Here is a 15,335-nt window from a genome sequence, read left to right on the forward strand (position 1 = left end):
GCGCTAGAATGTGCCGATGGCGCCGAAACTCTTCTGGGTAGCATTGCCGTTGCTGCTGTATGCCGTCTGGCTGGCGGCAATGCGCTGGCGCGGGCGCACGCCGGGGCGGCTGGCGCTCAATGTGCATACCAGCGTGCTGCTGCTGTGCTATCTGCTGAGCACCGCCGGGCTGGGCATCTTCTGGGTGGCGAATCAGCAGTTGCCGGTGTTCGACTGGCACTACCTGTTCGGCTACGCCACGCTGCTGCTGGTCTTTATTCATCTGGTCTTCAATCTGCCTGTTGTGCTGAACTGGCTGCGCAGGCGCAGGCCTGCTGCGGCAGTCAAGGCCGGTGCCGGCGCCACCGCCGGTGCTCCGCACGGCGTGCCCGCGCTGCGCGTGCCAGTGGCGTTGCTGACCGCGCTCGCCGCCGCGCTCGCCGTGGCGTTCTTCCTTGGTGTGCGCCAGGGCGCCGGCAGCCTGCCGCTGCGGACGGACACGCAACCGGACGCGCAGACCGCCGCCGGCAGTAGCGCCGGTGGTAGCGCCAGCAGTAGCGCCGGCGTGACCGCTGTGCGGCGCTTCCACGAGCTATCGTCGGAATCCCGCAGCAGCGTGTTTTTGCGGGCGCCCGGCATTGCATGGGGCGATGCGCCTGAACCTTTCAAACGCTATCCCAATGCACCGCAAGTGGCGCTGCCTGCCGCCAGGCCGGCGTCCCAGCCTTTGCACGCGGCCTTGCGCGCGCCTGCGCCGGCCCCTGCCCCGCAACGGCGCCTGCGGCTGGACGAACTCGCGCAAATCCTGCACCTGGCTGCGGGCGTGACGGAGCATCGCGCCGGACGGGCTTTACGGGCTGCTCCATCGTCGGGCGCGCTGTTCCCCAGCGAGCTGTATGTGGCCGCGCGCGCCATCGACGGGCTGGCGCCGGGCTTGTACCACTATGGCCCGGAGCAGCACAGGCTGTCATGGCTGGCCGCGCTGCCCGCAGCGCAGGAAGCACAGGATGCAGACGCCCTCGTGATACTGAGCGCCATCTTCCGCCGCACCGGCTACAAGTACCACAACCGCGCCTACCGCTACGCAACCGCCGACGCCGGCCACTTGCTGGAAAACCTGCGCCTGGCCAGCCACCAGGCCGGCATGCGGGCCACGCTGCTGCCGCGCTTCGATGAGGCCAGGGCTGCGCACGCGCTGGGCGTGGACGGCGTCGAGGAAGGCGTGCTGGCAATGATGGCGCTGCGGCGCCCCGCCGCCGCGTCCCCGCCGCCTGCTGGACTGCATAATGCCGCGCGGGATGACGCCCCGCTGGGTGACGCCTCGCAAGACTACGCGGAGCAAGGCATAGCGCAGGCAGGCCCGTTGGGCGCCACCAGCGCGATCCACCAGGCCACCTCCCTGCGGCTGCGGGGCGCGCCGCCACAGCAACAGCCACAGTCACAACCGCTGGCGCCGCAATCGGCACCACCGCTGCCCCTGCCGTTGCCGAAACCGCCCCCTGGAAAAAGCGCAGCAGCGGCCATGGACGTGCATACTGCCATCTCGCACCGGCGCAGCGTACGGCGCTATTCGCAGCGGCCGGTGCCGCTGGCGGCGCTGTCGTCCATCCTGGCCGGCATGGCGCAGCCGCCGCAGTTGTCGGACGCTATCCGCGTCGACCTTGTGGTCAACCGCGTCGAAGGCCTGGCGCCCGGAATCTACCGCTACCTGCCGCAGCACGCATTGCTGCCGGTGGCAAAGGGAGACTTCGCGGCCCGCGCGCAGCAAGCGGCATTGTCCCAGGACGTGATCGGCGACGCGGCCGTAGTGCTGGTACTGTCCGCCGACACGCGCCGCACGCTGGCCCACGGCGCGCGCGGCTACCGGCACGCGTTCCTGGAGGCCGGGCTGGTGGGCGAACGCTGGCTGCTGGGCGCAGTCGCGCATGGACTAGCCGCCTGCCCCGTCGGCGCCTTTTACGACGACGAAGCAGCCGCACTGGTGGCGGCCAAGGGCCGCTGGGTACTACACTTCGCCGCGCTCGGACAGGCGACGAAGTAGCTAGGGCATCGGCCTGCCGTGCTGCCGCGCATCGACCGGCAGCGCGACCTGCGGCAGCCAGTATTGATGCAGGCGCTGGAAGCTGCCGTCGCGCTTCATCTCGCGCAGCGCCGCATCCCAGGCGCGCACCGTTTCCGGTGCCGTACCCTTGGAAAAGGCGAGGTAGGCGTCATCCACGCTGAGCTGCTTGACCAGTTCCACGTCGTCGCGACTGTAACCGGCCATCTCCAGCGCTGGCCCGACCAGCTCCTCGCTGTCGAACCACAGGTCGAAGCGCTTGCTCATCAACATGCGCGCGGCCGCCATGGAATTGGCCGGTTCGTCCATCACGTTATAGCCGTAAAAGCGGGCCCGCTGCGCGAAGACACTGCCGCGCCTGGCGCCGCCGCGCAGCTTGTAGATGCCGTCTCCCAGCGCGCGCAATTCCGCGCCGCGCCCTTTCAGCGCGAACGCCGATATGTGTGCAATGAATATCGGCCCCACGAACACCAGCCGCTGCTCGCGCTCGGGCGTGCGCACCACGGACAGCAGCAGCACATTGGGTTCGCTCATGGCGATGGTGTTGGCGCGCGCCCACGGTATCAGCTGGATCGCGTCGCTGCGGCCGATGCGCTGCTGTATCTGGCGCGCCAGCTCGACGGTGAAGCCGGTTGCGTGCCCGCGCTCGACGAAGCCGATCGGCTTGCTGTCGATGGCGAAGATGCGCAGCGCCGCTTGTGCTGCGGCGACGCCCGGCACGCCGCAGCAAGCTAGCGCCAGCACCAGGGCTGGGATCAGGGCCTGCACCAGGGCCTGCGGCGCGGCCCGCATCGGGGCCGGCATCAAGGCCCGCGGGCCCCTGCACCGGCGCCACACACCGTCCACGTTAGGCGGCTTCGGCCGGCGGGTGGCCGTGCAGCTGGCTATGCAGGCGGAAGCCCTCGCGGATGTTCTCGCGCAGCACCGCACCCTTCCACGGTTTGGTATAGAAGCGGTCGATGGCGCCATGGTTGATGGCGGCCATGATGGGCGTCAGGTCCGCATACGCCGACAGCATGATGCGGAAGGTGTCCGGCGCCAGGTTCTTCACCCGCTCCATGAACTCGGTGCCGCTCATCAAGGGCATGCACTGGTCGCACAGGATCACCTGCACCTGGTGCCGCGCCAGCACGTCGAAGCCTTCGGCCGCCGTTTGCGCGGTGAGGATGCGGTAACCATCCTGCGACAGGAAGTCGCTCAGCACGTCGAGCATGAAGGCGTCGTCGTCCACGATCAGCAGGGTTTGCTGGTCGACCTGGTTCTCGTCCACCGGCGCTTGCAGGTATTTGCCTTCCCTGAGCATGGCCTCGAACTCGTCCTCCGGCAGCGGGCGGCTGAAGTAGTAGCCCTGCATCTCGTCGCAGTTGTGGCGGCGCAGGTAGGCCAGCTGCGCGTCGCGCTCCACGCCCTCGGCGATCACCTGCAGCTTCAGGCTGTGCGCCATGTTGATGATGGCCAGCACGATGGCGGCGTCGTCCGGGTTGCTGGTCACTTCGCGCACGAAGGCGATGTCGATCTTCAGCTTGTCGATCGGGAAGCGCTTCAGGTAGGCCAGCGAGGAATAGCCGGTTCCGAAATCGTCGATGGAAATCTGGATGCCGAGCTTTTTCAGGTTCTGCAGCACGGTGATGGTTTCTTCGGCGTTCGACATCAGCGAGCTTTCGGTCAGCTCCAGTTCCAGCAGCTCGGGCGCAATGTCGTGCTCCTTGATGGCGCGCATGACCTCCTCTTCCAGCCCGCCCACGAAGAACTGGATGCCGGACACGTTGACCGACAGGTGCACCGCGCCGATGCGGGTCTTGCCCCATTCGGAAATCTTGCGGCAGGCTTCGTTCAGCACCCAGGTGCCGACCCGCACGATCAGGCCGGTCTCCTCGAGCAGCGGGATGAACAGCGCCGGCGACACCATGCCGTGGCCGGGCCGCTTCCAGCGTATCAGCGCCTCGGCGCCGCTCAGGCGGCCGGTGCCGATGTCGATCTTGGGCTGGTAGTACAGCACGAACTCGTTGTTGTCGATGGCGCGCCGCAGCGCGTTCTCCATGTCCAGCCGCGCCAGCGACTGCGCGTTCATTTCCGCGGTGAAGAAACGGAAGGCGTCGCGCCCGGCCTCCTTGGCGCGGTACATGGCGGTGTCGGCGTACTGGATCAGGGTGTCGGCGTCGCTGCCGTCGTCCGGGAACACGGAGATGCCGATGCTGGCCGTCACGGTCACCTCGTGGCCCTTCAGGTCGAACGGACGGCGCATCGCTTCGCGGATCTTGTCCACCACCGCGATGGCGTTCTGCGCCCCTTCCGGCAGCATCAGGATGGCGGCGAACTCGTCGCCGCCGAAGCGGCCTATGGTGTCGCGCACGCGCAGGCAGTCCACCAGGCGGCTGGAGAACTGGCGCAGCAGCTCGTCGCCAATGGTGTGGCCCAGCGTGTCGTTGATGTTCTTGAAGCGGTCCATGTCCAGGAACAGCACCGCCAGCGCCCATTTGTGCTCGGCCGCCTGCTGCAGCGAATGGCTCAGCGAGTCGTAGAACTGGCTGCGGTTGGGCAGGCCGGTCAGGGTGTCGAAGTGGGCCAGCTTGAGCAGGCGCTGTTCGGCTTCCTTGCGCTCGGTGATGTCACGCGCCACCGCCACCAGTATCCAGTTCTGGCCCGAGCGCAGCGTGCGGCGCTGCACTTCCACCGACAGCGGCGAGCCGTCCTTGCGCGTCAGCAGGAGCTCGGCCATGGCGCCGCTCTGGTCGCCGGCCAGCAGCTTGTCGTACAGGTCTTCCAGGCGGCGCAGGTCGCCGTCGATGGACTTGTTCGGCCCCACCTTCAGGAAGTCCTCGCGCAGATAGCCCAGCATGCGGCATGCGGTCGCGTTCACGTCCACGAAGCACATGCCGGCTCGGTCCACCAGGAAGATGGCGTCGGCCGTGGCGTCCATCGCCAGGCGGAAGCGGCGCAGGTCCTCGTCCAGGCGGATGCGGGCGTTCATGTCCAGCTGCAGCTGCGCATGGTGGCGGCGGATCTCGTCGTACAGCAGCAGGTTTTCGTACGCCACCGAGATCTGCGCGGCCACCGTGGCGGCCACGCGCTCGTCCACTTCGCTGAAGCTGTCCGCGCCCAGCTTGTCGGCCAGGTACAGCCAGCCGTGGGTGCGCTCGCGCGAGGCGATCGGCACGCCGAGGAAGGAATGCACCGGCGGATGGCTTTCCGGCAGGCCGATGGCGGTGGGGTCGCCGGGCAGCGCATCGATGCGCACCGGCAGGCGCTGCTCCAGCAGTCCGCCCAGCACGCCGGCGCGCGGCGTGGAAGCGATCAGGCGCGCCTGCTGGCCCACGCCGCAGGCGGCGAAGTGGCTCAGCTCCTGCGCGCCCGATTCCAGCACGCCGATGCAGGCGTATTTCGACACGCAGATATTCTGCGCCACGCGGCAGCCCACTTCGATCAGCGCCTGCGGATCGCGCTCGGCGCCTAGCTCGATGCCCAGCTCGATCAGCGCGGTCAGGCGCAGGCTCACCGCCTGCAAGCTGGACAGGGAGCGCGACAGGCGCTCGGTCATCGACGTCAGGTGCTCGCTGCCGGCGGTGTCGGGCGCGTCGCCGTGGCTGGCGATCTGCGACAGCAGCGCGCTGCTCGATTCCAGCTCGCCCAGGTATTCGGCCACCTTGTGGTCGATGTCCAGGAAGCGCCCGCCGCTGGGCGGTTCGGGCGAGAATTGCGGCACCACGTCTTCCACGTCGGGCGCCACGCCCAGCGCTTCGCGCACCGTGCGCAGGATCACGTCCGGGTCCGATGGCTTGGGCAGCACCCAGCGCACGCCGCAGGCCTCGGCCACGGCGACGGCTTCGCGCTCGCGGTAGGTGGCGGTGTAGAAGATGATGGGCACGTGCGCCGTATCCGGGTTGCTGTGCATGCGGGTGACGAACTCGTAGCCGTCCATGTTCGGCATCAGGATGTCCGAAATGACCAGGTCCGGCCGCTCGGCGCTCACCATCTTCAGCCCCTCGGCGCCGTTGGAAGCCTCCAGCAGCCGGTGGCCGCCGTAGCCCAGCAAGGTCATCAGGAACTCGCGGTTGAGCACATGGTCGTCCACGATGAGGATGGTGGCAATGTCGTTTTTAACCGGGGGTGACACTTCCCCCGGCAAGAAAGACTCGATCTGCGCCACGAAGGTGTCCGGCTCGATGGGCTTGCCGATGTAGCCGTCGAAGCCGGCCGCCAGCAGCCGCTCGCGGTCGCCCACCATGGCCAGCGCCGTCACGGCCAGCGCCGGGATGGGCCGCAGCGCCGGGTCCTGCTTGAGCTGCGCCACCACGCCGTAGCCGTCCAGCTTGGGCAGGTGCACGTCGCAGATGATCAGGTCGGGCAGCTCGCGCCGCGCGGTGGCCACGCCCTCCTCCCCGTCATGCGCCATCAGCGGCGTATAGCCGAAGGCGTTGAGCAGGTACACCATCAACTCCATATTGGTCGGATTGTCTTCTATGATAAGGATGCGTGCGGACACGTTGCGCTCCCGGTTAAGTCATACTTTTATATGGCATCGTGCGCCGCTTCCAGCGGCACGGCAAGCGTGAACACGCTGCCCCGCCCCGCTTGGCTCGCCACACTGAGCTGCCCGTTCAATAATTGCGCCAGTTGCAAGCTCAACTGCAATCCCAGGCCCGTGCCCTCGAACGTCCCGGCCGCGCCGGCGCTCCCGCCCAGCCGGCTGAACGCCCGCGACAGCATGTGCTGATGGTCCGGCGCGATGCCGATGCCGGTATCGCTGACGCTGACCGTGGCGCATGCGCGTCCGTTCACGTCGGCCGTGTCGAGTTCGATGCGCACCGCGCCGCTGTCGGTGAACTTGATGGCATTGTTGACCAGCTTGCTCACGATCTGCTGCATGGCGCGGCGGTCGCAGTGCACGTGCACGTCGTCATGCGGCGCGTGGAATTCAAATCGCAGTCCCTTCTGATGCGCTTGCGGCTGAAATACTGGAAGTAGCTCCGCGATCAGCGCGTGGCATTCCAGCGGTTCCAGCCTCAACTCCACTTTACCCGAAGCGATCTTGCTCAGGTCAATCAAATCGTTAATCTGTCCCAGCAGCTGGCGCGCGCTGGCCTGGATGGTACGCAGCTGGCGCTCCTGCTCCTGCGTCACCGGGCCGGGCAACTTCATCAGCAAGGTCCCGGCAAAGCCGATGATGTTGTTGAGCGGCGTGCGCAACTCATGCGACATGCTGGCCAGGAACAGGTCCGCCGCGCGCTGCGCATTATTCATTTCGGTATGCTTTTCCTGCAGCGCGAGGTCGTGGCGCTGGCGGTTGCGCTGGCAGCGCACGGTGCACAACAGCAGTGTGCGCCCTTCCGCGGTGATGACTTTGGCCGCGCAATCCACCGGCAGCGGCGTGCCATCCTGATGCTGCCACAACGCCTCGTAGCGCGCGTGGCCGTGTTCGATAATGTGCTGCTCGATGGCATGGCCATCATCTTCCTGTCCGGGCGCCAGCACCAACTGGTCGAGGCGCCGCCCCATCGCCTGTTGCTGCGCGTAGCCAAACAGGGCCTGCGCGCGGCGCGTCCAGCATACCACTTCCCCGCCCGGCTTCGTCACGATGACGGCTTCGGGCAACTCCTCCAGGATCAGCTTAGCAAAGTCAACTGGCATCGTCTTGCCTTGTGCTGGGCATGCATGCATAACCATACAGCAACCGCACGCGTGGATTCTCACCAATAGTAACAATCGCTACAGTGGCAGGGGACGCTATGAATTGCCGCTTCTCAATGCAGTCTACCTAAGGCGGACCGGACTGTCTATTTTGTTTCTGTAACAACAAAGGAGTGGGAAATCCGGCAAATTTCGTCCAGCACAAAACGCGTCGCGTCGGTGTGGGAACCGAGCGCCACGTGGCCGATGCCGGCCAATTCCACATTGCCGGCGCCCGGCAGGCGGGCCGAATCCTGCGGCGCCACGATGTTGTCGTGATGCGACCACAGGGAGACGATCAGCGCGCGCGTGGCCGGCTGCTCGGAGGCGGCCAGCGCCGCCAGCCATTCGGAATTGCGCTGCATCTGGCGCGCGTTCAGGCCGGGGCCGAAGCCGGCCAGCGCGGTGCCGTGGTGCGGCGTGCCGACCGTGATGACGCGCGCCACGCGCGCGCTGCCGAAAGCGCGCAAATGGGCGCGCGCCGCCAGCCCGCCCATGCTGTGGCCCACCACGATGGCTTGCGGCTTGCCGGTGGCGGCGCACAGTTGCTGCAGCGCGGCCTCGATCTGCGGCGCGTAGTCGTCTATGCCGCCGAACATCGGTTCCAGGTCCACCGTCATGTAACTGGCGCCGGCTTGCCGCAGCAGTCGCGCCAGGCGGCTCCAGTAGGCGCCATCGCAGCCGTAGCCGTGCACCAGCAGCACCGGCAGCACAGGCGTGGCGGCATCCTTGCCGGAGAGATGGAATTTGGTGCGCGGACGCAACACCGTCCACGACTGCAGCGTCATGGAAGCGGCGAACTCGGCGGCGAACATGCGCAGGAAAGCGGGGGCAGTGAGCCTGTGCTGCGGCAGCATCGCGCCGCCGGCGCGGCGCGCCATGCGGAAATTGTTACCAGAAATCACCAGGCGCACCAGCACCACGCTGGCCAGGCCCAGCAGCAGCGCGGCAGGCCAGCCGGGACCGGACCAGCCCCACAGCCCGCCCAGCCACACGGCCAGCCCCGCCACCGCCAGCGCGAAGCACAGCTGCAGCAGCAGGATGGCGAAGAGCAGGCGGCGGGCCATGATAGCCTCAGGCGGTCCGCACCAGCGGGACGGCATGGCCGGCCAACGCGGCGCCGGCCCGGCGCGGATGCGCGCCGCCGGCAGCTTGTTGCCGCGGAGCGCCCGCCGGGCCGGCGTCCTGCCCGGCAGGGTAGCCGGCATCCGGCCCGGCCGCAAAGCGCGGCGCCGGCTTGCCGGTCAGCTGCTCTGCCAGCCCGCTGGCCAGGCGCGCGGTAATGCCGTAGATCGACAGCTGCGGATTGGCGCCGATCGAAGTCGGGAACAGCGAGCCGTCATGCACCGACAGGTTGGCCACGCCGTGATAGCGGCCATGGCCGTCCACCACGCCGTGGCGCGCGTCGGCCGCCATGGCGCAGCCGCCCATCACGTGCGCCGACACCACGCGCATCAGCAGATTCTTGAACGGCAGGCCGTTGATGGCGTCCCTGGCCTGCTGCCAGCTGGTGTAGCTCTGCGCCATCTCGTGCACCGGCAGCACGCTGCGCGCCCCGGCCGCGAACTGGATCTCGGCCATGGACAGCAGCGCGCGCCGCGCGCCGTCCCACACGAAAGGCGTGATGCGGTAGTCCAGCACCGGCGCGCCGTGGCTGTCCAGCGCCACGCTGCCGCCCGGCGCCTCCGGATGGAAGCCGTCGCGCAGCAGCGCCAGCAGCCCCTGCACGTGCGGGAACTGGCGCATCATGGCCGCGTGCTCCTCGCCGAAACCGGCCATGGTGGTCGACAGCAGCAGCGGATGCAGCGGCGGCGCCTCCAGCTTGTAGCCGATGGCGCCGTCGATGGCTTGCGCTTGCAGGAAATGGTCCGAATAAATCGACTGCGGCGCGCCTGCGTAGCCGTCCACGCGCTGTTCGAACAGGCCGGACGAGATGATGGTCGGGTGCAGGAAAGTGCGCTTGCCCAGCAGGCCGTGCGGGTCCGGCGCGCCGGAGCGCAGCAGCAGGCCCGGCGTGTTGATGGCGCCGCCCGCCACCACGTAGTGGCGCGCCTTCACCGTCACCCGCTTGCCGGTGGGCGTCAGGCCGTCCGCCGTGAGCGCCGCGGCCAGCAGATGGTCCACCGCGCCGTTGCGGAACACCAGCTGCGCGGCGCGCACCCGCGTCAGCAAGGTGGCGCCCCGGTCCAGCGCGGACGGAATGGTGGTCACCAGCATCGACTGCTTGGCGTTGGTCGGGCAACCCATGCCGCAGTAGCCCAGGTTCCAGCAGCCGTTCACATTGCGCTTGATCGACGCGGTCGGGATGCCCAGCTTCTCGGCGCCCCGCCGCAGCAGGTCGTTGTTCTCGTTGGGCGGCACGTCCCAGGCGCCGATGTGCAGGCGCTGCTCCATCATGGCGAACCACGGCGCCAGCGCTTCCTGCGTGTAGTCCGCCAGGCCGAAATGGCGCCGCCAGTAGTCCAGCGTGGAGGACGGCGTGCGGAAGCTGGACGTCCAGTTCACCGTGGTGGAGCCGCCCACCGTGCGGCCCTGCAGGATGTTGATGGCCTTGTCGCGCGTCTTGCGCGCACCCGATTCCTGGTACAGCGCCGGATAGGCATCGGCTTCGCGCATCTTGAAATCGCTGGACGACTTCAGCGCGCCCTCTTCCAGGATCAGCACCTTCAACCCGGCCAGCGCCAGCAGCTCGGCCGTCACGCCGCCGCCGGCGCCGCTGCCCACCACCACCACGTCCGCCTCCAGCGTGCGGTCGCGCTCCAGCGTGGCGCCGTCGATGACGTTCCAGCCGGCGGCCAGGCCGGCGCGGATCGGGTCCGGAATCAGATTGTGCGAGGCGCTCATCAGCTCAGCTCCTTGATCGGCCCCGGATAGCCGGTGGCCGCCCAGCTGGCCGGATCGGCATACCAGGCGCCCAGCACCAGGTCATGCAGCGCATGATACGCCGTCTGCAGCATCTGCAGGCGGTGCAGGCGCCAGCCGCGCAGGAATGCGGCGGCCTGCTCCGGCGTCGTTTCGCTCCAGGCCGGCACGCCCGCCAGCAAGCGCCGCGCGGGCGCCAGCGCCAGCAGGCCGAACAGATCGTGCACTTCCTTCTGCGTGCTGAGAGGCAAGCTCGACACCGCCGTTTGCACGCCGTCCGTGGTGCGCGCAATGGCCGCCGCGCACGCGGCCTCCCCTTGCGGCAGCATGGGGCCGACAATGGCCGGAATGATGGCCACCAGCACCGCCCGCGCCTCGCCGTCCAGCACATAGCGCTGCAGCGGCGCAGCGCCCTGCACGGTGCGGTACAGCGCACCGCCGGCAGCCAGCGCCAGCGTCCCCAGCACGCCGGTCTTCAAAAAAGTTCTGCGGTTCAGCATGTCTCAGGCCATCGTCAATATTCTCATAGGGCGCGTAGGGCGTGCGTAGGGCGGCTTAGCGCCGCAGGCGCGTAAGCCGCCAAGACCGAGTGTACGCCAAAGCCCCCCAAGCCCGAGCCAGCAAAAATAGAGCCACACATCTATTCGCTTCTGGTAAAAAATCGCCTATGACGAACGAACACACCCTGAGCCCGCTGGAACAGCAGCTGCGCGCCGCCCGGCTGGAGCGCCAGGCCGCCGGACGCGATCCGGCCCTGCACGCGGCGCGCGGCGCGCTGAAATCCTTCCAGGCCGCGCGCCTCGCGCGCACCCACGCCGACCTGCTGGCCGCGCCCGACACCCGCCAGGCCGCCGAATTCTTCCTCGAAGAGCTGTACGGCGCCCACGACCTGAGCCAGCGCGATACCGACCTGGAGCGCATCGCCCCCACCATGCAGCGCGTGCTGCCGGCCGACGCGCTGCAAACCATCACCGAAGCGATGCAGCTGGACGCGCTGGCCGAACGGCTGGACACGGCCATGGCCCAGCTGTTGGGTGCGCAATTCAGCGAAGCCGACTATATGGACGCCTACCGCCGCGCCCTCACCCCGGCCGAGCGCGAGCGGCAGCTGGACCTGGTGCAGGCGCTGGGCGATTCGCTGAGCCAGCTGGTGCGCATACCCATGCTGAGCGGCACGCTGGTGCTGATGCGCGGCCCAGCCCGGCTGGCCGGACTGGGCAAGCTGCAGCAATTCCTGGAACGGGGGTTTTCAGCCTTCAAGCGCATGCGCAAGCCGCGCGACTTCGTCGCCGCCGTCACCGGGCGCGAGCGCGCCATCATGCAGCGGCTGTACGCCGGCCACCCGGCGCCATTTGACGTTATCTGACGCTATTTGACGTTATTTGAACTTGTCCGTGATCTTACGGGCGATGCCGCGCAGGATGTTCACTTCCTCGGTTTCCAGCTGGGTGCGAGAAAACATGCGCTTCAGGCGCGGCATCAGCTTGCGCGGATTGTTCGCATCCAGGAACCCGATCGCCACCAGCGCCTGCTCCAGGTGGGCATACATGCCGTCGATCTGCGCCAGGCTGGCCGCCTCGCCCTGGAAGCCGATGCCGGTCTCGGCAGATGGCGCAGCCTCGGCGGCGGCCAGGGCCGCCATCCTGCACTCATACACCAGCACCTGCGCCGCCTGCGCCAGGTTGAGCGAGGAATAGTCCGGATTGGCCGGGATATTGATCAGTGCATTGCACTTTTCCACGATCTCGTTGGGCAGGCCGAAACGCTCGTTGCCGAAGATCAGCGCCGCGTTCAGCTCGGCGCCGGCCGCCGCCTGCTCGGCGAACTGGCGCGGCGCCAGCACCGGCGGCGAATACTCGCGCAGCCGCGCCGACACGGCCGCCGCGAAATTGATGCCCTCCAGCGCCTCGGCCATGCTACCCACGATGCGTGCCGACGCCAGGATGTCCTGCGCGCCGCTGGCAAAGGCCACCGCCTCCTCGTGCTCCAGCATGCCCTCGAAGCGCGGCGTGACCAGCACCAGCTCGCCAAAACCCATGGTTTTCATGGCGCGCGCCACCGAGCCGATGTTGCCAGGACGACTAGTTTCCACCAGAATTATTCGCAGGCGTTGAAAAAGAGTCGCTGTGTTTTCGGGCTGCTTCATTTAAAATAGCGCCATTACGCGCGTTCAAGATGGATTTCGGTGGCATTCTAACCATTCCAGCCTGTTCCCGCATCGCTCTTTCTCATACTTGTTCACATGCCAACCCTGCCTGGATGCGTCGCGCCCGGCGGGCAGCAGCGTTTTTTTCACGGAAGCTTACATGCACCCAATGCTTAATACGGCTATCAAAGCCGCACGTCGCGGCGCCGCCGTCATCAACCGCGCCAGTTTCGACCTCGACCGCGTTATCGTCAACGAGAAGCAACACAACGACTTCGTCACCGACGTCGACACCGCTGCTGAACAGGCCATCATCGAGGTGCTGAGCAAAGCCTACCCCGAGCACGGCTTCCTGGCCGAAGAGTCCGGCGCCTCCGCCAATGTGAACGACGAGACTGAGTACCTGTGGATCATCGATCCGCTGGACGGCACCACCAACTTCATGCACGGCTTCCCCCAGTACGCCATTTCCATCGCCCTGCAGCACCGCGGCGTGATCACGCTGGCCCTGGTGTACGATCCGGTCCGCAACGACCTGTTCACCGCTGAAAAAGGCTCGGGCGCCTTCCTGAACGACAAGCGCATCCGCGTGGGCAAGCTGGACCGCATCGCCAAGGCCCTGCTGGGCACCGGCTACCAGGCAGGCAACCCTGCCGCGCTGACCGAATACCTGAAAATGTACGGCATCATGGCCGAGCGCAGCCACGGCGTGCGCCGCGCCGGCTCGGCCGCGCTGGACCTGGCCTACGTGGCCTGCGGCCGCCTGGACGGCTTCTACGAAAAAGGCCTGAAGCCTTGGGATATCGCCGCCGGCGCACTGCTGGTGTCGGAAGCGGGCGGCATCATCGCCGAGTTCAACGGCGAGTCCGATTACCTGCACAAGGGCAACATTATTGCCGGCAGCCCGAAGGTTTTCGGCCAGATGGTCGGCCTGCTGGCTGAGTTCGCTTAAGCGATTTGGCTGAAATTACTTAATATTGTCACAATTTAAGTAACTTTGTTACAAAATAAAAGGGGCTACGGCCCCTTTTCCATTTCCGTAACGCAACTTGAACGACAACTAGCTGTTATACTCGGCGGTGCGGCACCTCAACCAGTCCACGGCCGCCACCCCGAGTAAAAATTGATTGCCTCTGACTGGCGCCCATAAGGCGACGAGCCGATCTTAACTAAAAGTCATCATGTCATTTTCTACCCTTGGTCTGTCTGACGCCATCGTCCGCGCCGTTGCCGAAACCGGTTACACCACGCCGACTCCGATCCAGACCCAAGCGATTCCGGCTGTACTGAACGGCGGCGACCTGCTGGCCGGCGCACAGACCGGCACCGGCAAGACCGCCGGCTTCACCCTGCCCATCCTGCACCGTCTGTCTACCGACATCAACGGCGCCAAGCAGGCCAACCGCACCGCCGCGCGCCCGATCCGCGCACTGATCCTGACCCCGACCCGCGAACTGGCGGCCCAGGTCGAGGAAAGCGTGCGCGTGTACGGCAAGTACACCAACTTGAACTCCGCCGTCATTTTCGGCGGCGTCAGCATCAATCCGCAGATCAAGCAGCTCAAGCACGGCGTCGACATCCTGGTCGCCACCCCGGGCCGCCTGCTGGACCACATGATGCAAAAGACCATCGACCTGAGCAAGGTCGAGATCCTGATCCTGGACGAAGCCGACCGCATGCTGGACATGGGCTTCATCCGCGACATCAAGAAAGTGCTGGCCGCCCTGCCGCCGAAGCGCCAGAACCTGCTGTTCTCGGCCACGTTCTCGGACGAGATCAAGGCCCTGGCCGACAACCTGCTGGACAGCCCGGCCACCATCGAAGTGGCGCGCCGCAACTCCACCGTGGAAGTGATCGCGCAAAAGATCCACCCGGTCGACCGCGACAAGAAGCATCCGATGCTGTCCTACCTGATCCGCACCCACAAATGGACCCAGGTGCTGGTGTTCACGCGCACCAAGCACGGCGCCAACAAGCTGGTCGAACAGCTCGGCAACGACGGCATCGGCGCCATGGCCATCCACGGCAACAAGAGCCAGGCGGCGCGCACCCGCGCGCTGGCCGAGTTCAAGGACGGCACGCTGCAAGTGCTGGTGGCCACCGACATCGCCGCGCGCGGCATCGACATCGACCAGCTGCCGCACGTGGTGAACTACGACCTGCCCAACGTGCCTGAAGACTATGTGCACCGCATCGGCCGCACCGGCCGCGCCGGCGCCACCGGCGAAGCCGTGTCGCTGGTGTGCGTGGACGAACACGTGATGCTGAAAGACATCGAAAAGCTCATCAAGCAGACGCTGCCGCGTGAAGTCATCCCTGGCTTCGAGCCGGACCCGACCGCGCGCGCCCAGCCTATCCAGCTGCGCAGCGGCGCCGGCCACCACCGCAACGCACCGCGCCAGGGCGGCGGCGGCAACGGCCGCAACAAGCCGGCCGCAAGCGCTGGCGCCGGCGGCGCAGGCAAGCCGCGCTCGGCAGGTGCAGGCGGTGGCGGCAACGCCGGCGGCGGCCGCGCCCCGGCAGCCCCGGGCAGCGGCCGCAGCGCCCCGCGCGCCGCACCGCCGCACCGCTCCGGCGGCCGCGGCCGCTAAAATCCGGCCACCCCGAAAATGGGGTCAGGGT

Annotated in this window: 11 protein-coding genes; 4 read left to right on the forward strand and 7 right to left on the reverse strand. The window is 67.2% G+C overall.

Annotated features, from left to right (window positions below; all coding sequences use genetic code 11):
• Window positions 1-16 precede the first annotated feature (16 nt).
• Complete coding sequence (locus ACFJI2_RS17290; protein ID WP_377701127.1) at window positions 17-2,020, forward strand: SagB family peptide dehydrogenase; 2,004 nt, start codon at window positions 17-19, stop codon at window positions 2,018-2,020.
• On the opposite strand, the gene ACFJI2_RS17295 is transcribed toward ACFJI2_RS17290, so the two are convergent.
• The 6 genes from ACFJI2_RS17295 to ACFJI2_RS17320 form a co-directional block, all read right to left on the reverse strand.
• Window positions 2,021-2,842 carry a substrate-binding periplasmic protein gene (locus ACFJI2_RS17295; RefSeq protein WP_377701128.1) on the reverse strand — a complete coding sequence of 274 codons (822 nt, stop codon included), beginning with the start codon at window positions 2,840-2,842 and terminating at the stop codon, window positions 2,021-2,023.
• Window positions 2,843-2,885: 43 nt separating this feature from the next.
• Entirely contained in the window at window positions 2,886-6,521 is a 3,636-nt protein-coding gene (locus tag ACFJI2_RS17300; protein ID WP_377701129.1) for an EAL domain-containing protein, read from the reverse strand.
• A gap of 26 nt (window positions 6,522-6,547) precedes the next feature.
• Window positions 6,548-7,729 (reverse strand): ATP-binding protein, encoded by a 1,182-nt coding sequence (locus ACFJI2_RS17305; protein WP_377705857.1) that lies wholly within the window; start codon window positions 7,727-7,729, stop codon window positions 6,548-6,550.
• An 83-nt stretch (window positions 7,730-7,812) separates the two neighbouring features.
• Complete coding sequence (locus ACFJI2_RS17310; RefSeq protein ID WP_377701131.1) at window positions 7,813-8,772, reverse strand: esterase/lipase family protein; 960 nt, start codon at window positions 8,770-8,772, stop codon at window positions 7,813-7,815.
• Window positions 8,773-8,779: 7 nt separating this feature from the next.
• A complete protein-coding gene (locus ACFJI2_RS17315; protein WP_377701132.1) occupies window positions 8,780-10,549 on the reverse strand; it encodes a GMC family oxidoreductase N-terminal domain-containing protein in 1,770 nt (589 codons plus the stop codon).
• Window positions 10,549-11,067, reverse strand: coding sequence for a hypothetical protein (locus ACFJI2_RS17320; RefSeq protein ID WP_377701133.1), 519 nt, complete (start codon window positions 11,065-11,067; stop codon window positions 10,549-10,551). The genes ACFJI2_RS17315 and ACFJI2_RS17320 overlap by 1 nt, the downstream gene beginning before the upstream one ends.
• Window positions 11,068-11,234: 167 nt before the next feature.
• Here ACFJI2_RS17320 and ACFJI2_RS17325 point away from each other — a divergent pair, with 167 nt between their 5' ends.
• Window positions 11,235-11,933, forward strand: coding sequence for a hypothetical protein (locus tag ACFJI2_RS17325; RefSeq protein WP_377701134.1), 699 nt, complete (start codon window positions 11,235-11,237; stop codon window positions 11,931-11,933).
• Window positions 11,934-11,945: 12 nt separating this feature from the next.
• On the opposite strand, the gene ACFJI2_RS17330 is transcribed toward ACFJI2_RS17325, so the two are convergent.
• A complete protein-coding gene (locus ACFJI2_RS17330; RefSeq protein ID WP_377701135.1) occupies window positions 11,946-12,713 on the reverse strand; it encodes an RNA methyltransferase in 768 nt (255 codons plus the stop codon).
• Window positions 12,714-12,882: 169 nt separating this feature from the next.
• On the opposite strand from ACFJI2_RS17330, the gene ACFJI2_RS17335 reads away from it, so the two are divergent.
• Entirely contained in the window at window positions 12,883-13,665 is a 783-nt protein-coding gene (locus ACFJI2_RS17335; RefSeq protein ID WP_107870831.1) for an inositol monophosphatase family protein, read from the forward strand.
• A gap of 229 nt (window positions 13,666-13,894) precedes the next feature.
• Complete coding sequence (locus ACFJI2_RS17340) at window positions 13,895-15,304, forward strand: DEAD/DEAH box helicase (protein WP_377701136.1); 1,410 nt, start codon at window positions 13,895-13,897, stop codon at window positions 15,302-15,304.
• The last annotated feature ends 31 nt before the right edge of the window (window positions 15,305-15,335 follow it).

The organism is Pseudoduganella sp. UC29_71 (assembly GCF_042693265.1).
Classification (GTDB): Bacteria; Pseudomonadota; Gammaproteobacteria; order Burkholderiales; family Burkholderiaceae_D; genus Rugamonas.